The sequence below is a fragment of the Piscicoccus intestinalis NBRC 104926 genome, from assembly GCF_001515525.1.
In the GTDB taxonomy this organism is placed as follows: domain Bacteria; phylum Actinomycetota; class Actinomycetes; order Actinomycetales; family Dermatophilaceae; genus Kineosphaera; species Kineosphaera intestinalis.
Map to the genome: position 1 here is coordinate 22,398 of NZ_BCNQ01000059.1, position 6,364 is coordinate 28,761.

General features: G+C 72.0%; 4 protein-coding genes. All 4 read left to right on the plus strand.

What is annotated here, in order from left to right; all coding sequences use genetic code 11:
- Window positions 1–36 precede the first annotated feature (36 nt).
- Complete coding sequence (locus PINTE_RS10955) at window positions 37–1,527, plus strand: glutamate-cysteine ligase family protein (protein ID WP_068430146.1); 1,491 nt, start codon at window positions 37–39, stop codon at window positions 1,525–1,527.
- Window positions 1,528–1,691: 164 nt separating this feature from the next.
- Window positions 1,692–2,915, plus strand: a complete 1,224-nt coding sequence (locus PINTE_RS10960; protein WP_068430149.1) for a pyrophosphate--fructose-6-phosphate 1-phosphotransferase — start codon at window positions 1,692–1,694, stop codon at window positions 2,913–2,915.
- Between the two features lie 295 nt (window positions 2,916–3,210).
- On the plus strand, window positions 3,211–5,199 hold the full coding sequence (locus PINTE_RS10965) for an N-acetylmuramoyl-L-alanine amidase (protein ID WP_068430152.1): 1,989 nt from the start codon (window positions 3,211–3,213) through the stop codon (window positions 5,197–5,199).
- 114 nt (window positions 5,200–5,313) lie between these two features.
- Window positions 5,314–6,364, plus strand: a 1,051-nt coding sequence (locus PINTE_RS10970; RefSeq protein ID WP_068430164.1) for a lactate/malate family dehydrogenase, incomplete at its 3' end; no start/stop codon positions are given.

The window sequence follows — 6,364 nt, forward strand, 5'->3', positions numbered from 1 at the left end:
CTGCACCGAGCCCGCCGACGAAGACGAGGTACCGCGATGGGCCAGGAGGTCGCTCGCAACGAGTGGTCGAACGAACAGCGCCGCCGATACCGCGAGAAGGTGGTCCAGAACCTCGACGTCTTCGAGCGCATGCTCGTGACGAGCAGCTTCGACTCGGACGTGCCGATGACCGGCATGGAGATCGAGTTGTACCTCGTCGACGAGTCGCTGCAGCCCAGCTACAACAACGCAGCGGTGCTCGAGGCCATCGACCATCCGGCGTTCACGACGGAGCTCGCGCAGTTCAACATCGAGTGCAACGTCGACCCGCGGGTGCTCGACGGCGACGCGCTGCGCACGCTGGAGGCCGACGTGCGCTCCGGCCTGGACGCGGCCCGGGCCAAGGCGCAGTCGGCCGGCAGCGACGTCGTCGCCGTCGGCGTGCTGCCGACCGTCACCTCGGAGCACTTCGACTCCCCGGAGTGGATGAGCGCCAACCGCCGTTACCTCGCGCTCAACGACGCGATGATGCGGATGCGCGGTGAGGACATGCTCATCGACATCTCGGGGCCGACGGGGGAGCGGCTCGCGTTCTACTCCGGCTCCCTGGCCCCGGAGTCGGCGTGCACGTCGCTGCAGCTGCACCTGCAGGTCGCGCCCAGCGACTTCGCGGCCTTCTGGAACGCCGCGCAGGCGCTGGCCGGGCCGCAGCTGGCGATCGCCGCGAACTCGCCGTTCCTGTGCGGCAAGGCGCTGTGGCACGAGACCCGCATCCCGCTGTTCACGCAGTCCACCGACACGCGCTCGGTCGAACTCGTCAACCAGGGGGTGCGCCCGCGGGTGTACTTCGGCGACCGCTGGATCACGTCGATCTTCGACCTGTTCGAGGACAACGTGCGCTACTACCCGGCGCTGCTGCCCGAGCTCACCGACGAAGACCCGGTCGCCGTGCTGGAGTCGGGCCGGCCGCCGGAGCTGTCGGAGCTCAAGCTGCACAACGGCACGATCTACCGGTGGAACCGGCCGGTGTACGACACCCACGGCGGGCGGCCGCACCTGCGGGTGGAGAACCGGGTGCTGCCGGCGGGCCCGACCGTCGCCGACATCGTCGCGAACATGGCGTTCTACTACGGGGCGCTGTACACCTTCGCCCTCGAGGACCGGCCGGTGTGGACGCAGATGAGCTTCTCCGCCGCCGAGACCAATTTCCGCCACGGCGCCCGCGACGGCATGTTCGCGCGGTTGTACTGGCCCGGCTTCAACGCCGTGAGCCCCGACGAGCTCGTGCTGCGGCACCTGCTGCCCGCCGCGGCCGACGGGCTGTCGAAACTCGGTGTCGACGGCGACGTCGCCGACCACTACCTGGGGATAATCGAGGGCCGCTGCCTCTCCCGCCAGAACGGGGCGACCTGGCAGCTCGACGCGGTGCGCCGCCTCGAAGACCAGGGCAACGACCGGTACCAGGCGCTGACCGCGATGCTCGCCGCCTACATCGAGCGGATGCACAGCAACGAGCCCGTGCACACGTGGACGATGCCCGGAGACTGACCCGGAGGCTGACCATCTACCGAGCTGGAGACCGATCCGCAGACTGAGCCGGCCGATCGCGACGCCTGGCGCACCGACAGCGGGCGATCGGACGGCGCGAGTCGATAGGCTGACACGCACTGCCAGAACCGTCAGAACCCACCTGAAGTTTCGGAGCTGATCTCATGTCTGTTCGTCGCGTCGCCCTGCTGACCGCGGGCGGCTTCGCGCCCTGCCTTTCCTCGGCCGTCGGCGGCCTCATCGAGCGGTACACCCAGCTCGCGCCCGAGATCGAGATCATCGCCTACAAGCACGGCTATCAGGGCCTGCTCACCGGTGACTTCGTGACGGTCACCGACGCGGTGCGCGAGAAGGCGGGGCTGCTGCACCAGTACGGCGGGTCGCCGATCGGTAACTCCCGCGTCAAGCTGACCAACACCAAGGACCTCGTCAAGCGCGGCCTCGTGCCCGAGGGTGTCGACCCGCTGGAGTTCGCGGCCAAGCGCCTGACCGACGACGGTGTCGACGTGCTGCACACGATCGGCGGCGACGACACGAACACGACCGCCGCCGACCTCGCCAAGCACGTCGAGGAGGCCGGGCACCCGCTCGTCGTCGTCGGCCTGCCGAAGACGATCGACAACGACATCGTGCCGATCCGCCAGTCGCTCGGGGCCGACACGGCCGCCGACCAGGGCGCCCGGTTCGCCGCCAACGTGCTCGCCGAGCACAACTCCGGCTCCCGGATGCTCATCGTGCACGAGGTCATGGGCCGCAACTGCGGCTGGCTGACGGCCGCGACCGCCAAGAAGTACCGCGAGTGGCTCGACACCCGCGAGTGGCTGCCCGAGATCGGGCTCACCCGCGAGGCGTGGGACGTGCACGGCGTCTACGTGCCGGAGGCCGAGCTCGACGTCGAGGGCGAGGCGGAGCGTCTCCTGAAGGTCATGGACGAGCTGGGCTGCGTGTCGCTGTTCGTGTCCGAGGGCGCCGGTGTGCCGGAAATCGTCGCCGCCATGGAGGCCGCCGGCGAGGAGGTGCCGCGCGACGCGTTCGGGCACGTGCGCCTCAACGACATCAACCCCGGCCAGTGGTTCGCCAAGCAGTTCGCCGACAAGATCAAGGCCGAGAAGGTCAACGTGCAGAAGTCCGGCTACTTCTCGCGGTCGGCGGCCGCCAACCAGTACGACCTCGACCTCATCAAGTCGATGACCGACGTGGCCGTCGAGAAGGCCCTCGCCGGCGAGCCCGGCGTCATCGGCAACGACGAGGAGCGCGGCGACGAGCTGCGCGCCATCGAGTTCGAGCGCATCGCCGGGCACAAGCCGTTCGACATCACCCAGGACTGGTACAAGGCCCTGCTGGCCGACATCGGCCAGGCCGAGCCGAAGCCCGCCGCCTCCCACTGACGACCTCTGCGGGTCCGCTGAGCGATCGCCGGGAACCTCCTGCCCGACCGGTGGGAGGTCCCGGCGATGCTGCTGTGTGGACAACCCCTTTCGCCCCCTGAACGGCCGCTGAGCTGCGGTTCTTCCACTCAGTTCGGCCCGGGCGGCGCCGATGGGGGCCCACGAGTGTCCAGGGGCGTTGCCCCGCGACTGGATTCGCGGGTCGCTCGCGCGATCGCGACGCCCGGACACCTCGGGGGCAGGCGCACGCCCAGACCGGCGTGCGCTCCATCGCCTATAGGGGAGTGCATCAACCGTGCGGATCCGCCATCTGTCCGGTGCCGTCGCCACGCTCATGGTGGCGCCGGCCCTGACCGTCTTGCCCGTCGCGCAGCCGTCTGCGACGCCGAAACCGACGCCGGTGCCGACCTCGGAACGCCGGGTCGACCTGCTCGACGCGGCCGCGCCGCAGGCCGGTGACGCCGACACGACCGGCGCTGCGGACCTCAAACTGGCCCGCGACCAGATGCGGGGCACGCGCTCGGCGGGTAGCGGGACGACCGGTACGCCCAGCGCCGCCGCCGCCTCGCAGCCGGTCGTGCTGGAGGCGTCGGCGCCGCAGAACGTGCCCGGGCCGGTCGCCGTGGCCGGGGTGACCTTCACCGACGCGCCGGCCGCCGGCACCGTCGTGCAGTACCGCACCCGCGCCACCGGGGCCGGGTGGCAGGCGTGGGAGGCGATCGACTCCGACTCCGTCTCCCGCCTCGTCGACCGCACCGGAGACGGCAGCACCGTCGACGCCGAGGGCGGCTCCGACCCGATCGTGCTCGCGGGCGCCGCCCAGGTGCAGGTGCGCGTGCTCGCCCCCAAGGGCAGCAAGCCCGCCGCGGCGCGCCTGTCGATCATCGACCCGGGCACCGCGGCGCAGGACTCGACGGTCGGCACCGCCGCCCCGGGCACGGCCCACGCGGCCGCCGCCAGGCCCACGATCTACACGCGGGCGCAGTGGGGCGCCGACGAGTCGCTGCGCAAGAACTCACCGACGTACACGGCCGTGCGTGGCGTCATCGTGCACCACACCGCGGGCACCAACAACTACACCAGCGCCCAGGTGCCGGCGATCCTGCGCGGCATCTACGCCTTCCACACCAAGGACCGCGGCTGGGACGACATCGGCTACAACATGCTCGTCGACAAGTTCGGCCGCATCTGGGAGGGCCGTTTCGGCGGGCTGGCGTTCGGCGTGCAGGGTGCGCACGCCTCGGGCTGGAACAAGGAGACGATGGGCATCTCCTACATGGGCGACACCAACCGGGCCGCGGCGACCAGCGCCGGAGTCGGTGCCATCCAGCGCGCGATCGCGTGGAAGGCCGGCGTGCACGGCTTCGACCCCGACGCCTCCACCGACATCTACGGCCGGTGGCGGCCGGTCATCCAGGGGCACCGCGACGTCGGCACGACGAGCTGCCCGGGCACGTCGCTGTACGCGCTGTTGCCCTCGATCCGCCGAGCCAGCGCCCAGCTCGCCGGCACCTACGGCGGCTCCGGCGCGACGCCGATGACGATGCCGACCGCCGGACTGAAGGCCTCGGACGTGCTCCTGCGCGGTCGCACGAACGTGCTGCTGAAGACGAGCCCGGTCGGCAGCACCGGCATGTCGTACTCGACGCAGATCTCCTCGCGCGACTGGCGGCCCTACGACAAGGTGGTCTCCGCCGGCGACTTCGACGGAGACGGTTTCGGTGACGTGCTCGCCCGCCACGCCGCCTCCGGGGGCCTGTACCTGTTCCCCGGCAACTCCCAGGCCCAGCTCGGGGCGCCGACCCGCGTCGGCACGGGGTGGCAGGGGATGCGTCAGCTCAGCGCGGGCGTCGACCTCACCGGCGACCGCCGCCCCGACATCGTGGCCGTCGACGCAGCCGGGGTGCTGTGGGTGTACCCGAGCACCGGCCGCGGCACGTTCGGGCCGCGGATCTCCTCGGGCCGCGGCTGGTCGGGCCTGCGCAGCGTGGTCTCGCTCGGCGACTGGGACGGCAACGGCGTCGGTGACGTGCTCGGTGTGCTGCCCGACGGCCGCGCGTACGTGTACCCGTTCAACGGCAAGGGTGCCTGGCGCGGCGGCCGCACCCTGCTCGCGACGAACTTCCGGGTGTTCACGACCTTAGTCGGCACCCCCGGCACTCGCGCGGTCTTCGGCGTGACCAGCACGGGCAGCGGGTACATGATCCGCCGCTACGGCACGACGACCGTGCGCTCGGCGCGGGTGGCGCCCTCCTTCGCGGGCCTGTCCGTCTACGCCGGCTGACCTGTTGACCCGCTGACCCGGCGCGGCCCGCGCGCGCTGGCGAACGCGGGCACGAACCCCGGCCGCCGCGGCGCCGAAACACCGTCGTCACATCGCCTGCCTAGCGTGGCGGACGTGGACGTTGCGGTGATCGGCGCCGCGGGGGCGGTCGGCCGACAGGTGTGTACCCAGCTCGTGGAGCGCCGGGTTCTCCCGACGACCTCCCGGCTCCAGCTCGTCGGGCGGGACGGCGGAGCGTCCGGCGCCGCGACCCACGGGCTGCGGGCCGATCTCATCGACGCCTACGACGAGGTCGCGCCGCTCATCGACGTCGCCTCCCACCCGCGGGACGTCGTCGCCGACGTCGTCGTCATGGTCGGGGGCCGCACGATCCCCACCGACCCGCGGGTGCGCCCCGACCGGCAGGCCCTGGCGCGCGACAACGCCGCAGTCTTCGCCCAATACGCGCAGGCTCTCGGCGAGTACGGCTCCGGGCACGAGGTGGTGGTCGTCGTCTCCAATCCCGTCGAGCTCGGCGTCGCGACGATGGCGGCCGCCCTCGGACGGCGCCGGGTCATCGGCATGGGCGCGTGGCTCGACACGCTGCGGATGCGCCGCGAGATCGCCTCCTCCCTCGGTCTGCGGCGCCAGCGGGTCGGGGGGTTCGCCGCCGGGCAGCACGGCGACCACGTCGTGCCGCTGTGGTCGACGGTGCGCATCGCCGGCCTCGATGTCACCGAACGCCGGGCCGCGGTCACCCGGTTGCGGCGCGAGCGCAGCCTCGACGACTTCGCCGCGGAGGTCGGCGCCGCCCAACAGGACCTGCTCGAGGTGGCCACCCGCGACGTGGGGGAGGCATTCGCGCTCATCGAAACGTGGCCGCCCGACCTGCGCATGGTGGCCCGCCCGTGGATGACCCACCAGAGCGGCGCGCGGACCGCGGTGGCCACCGCCAACGCCACCGTCGACCTCCTGGAGACGCTGCTCGACGGCCGCGAGATCGTCGTCGCCGGGCAGGTCGCGCTGGCCGGCGAGGTCACCGTGCAGGGGCGGCCGGTGCACGGGGTGCTCGGCGTGCCGGTCGTGCTCGGCCCCGAGGGGTGGACCGACGTGTTGCTCGGCGCCCTCGCCCCCGACGAGGAACGCCTCCTGGGCCGCGCGGCCGATCTCATCGCCCGCGGCTGCG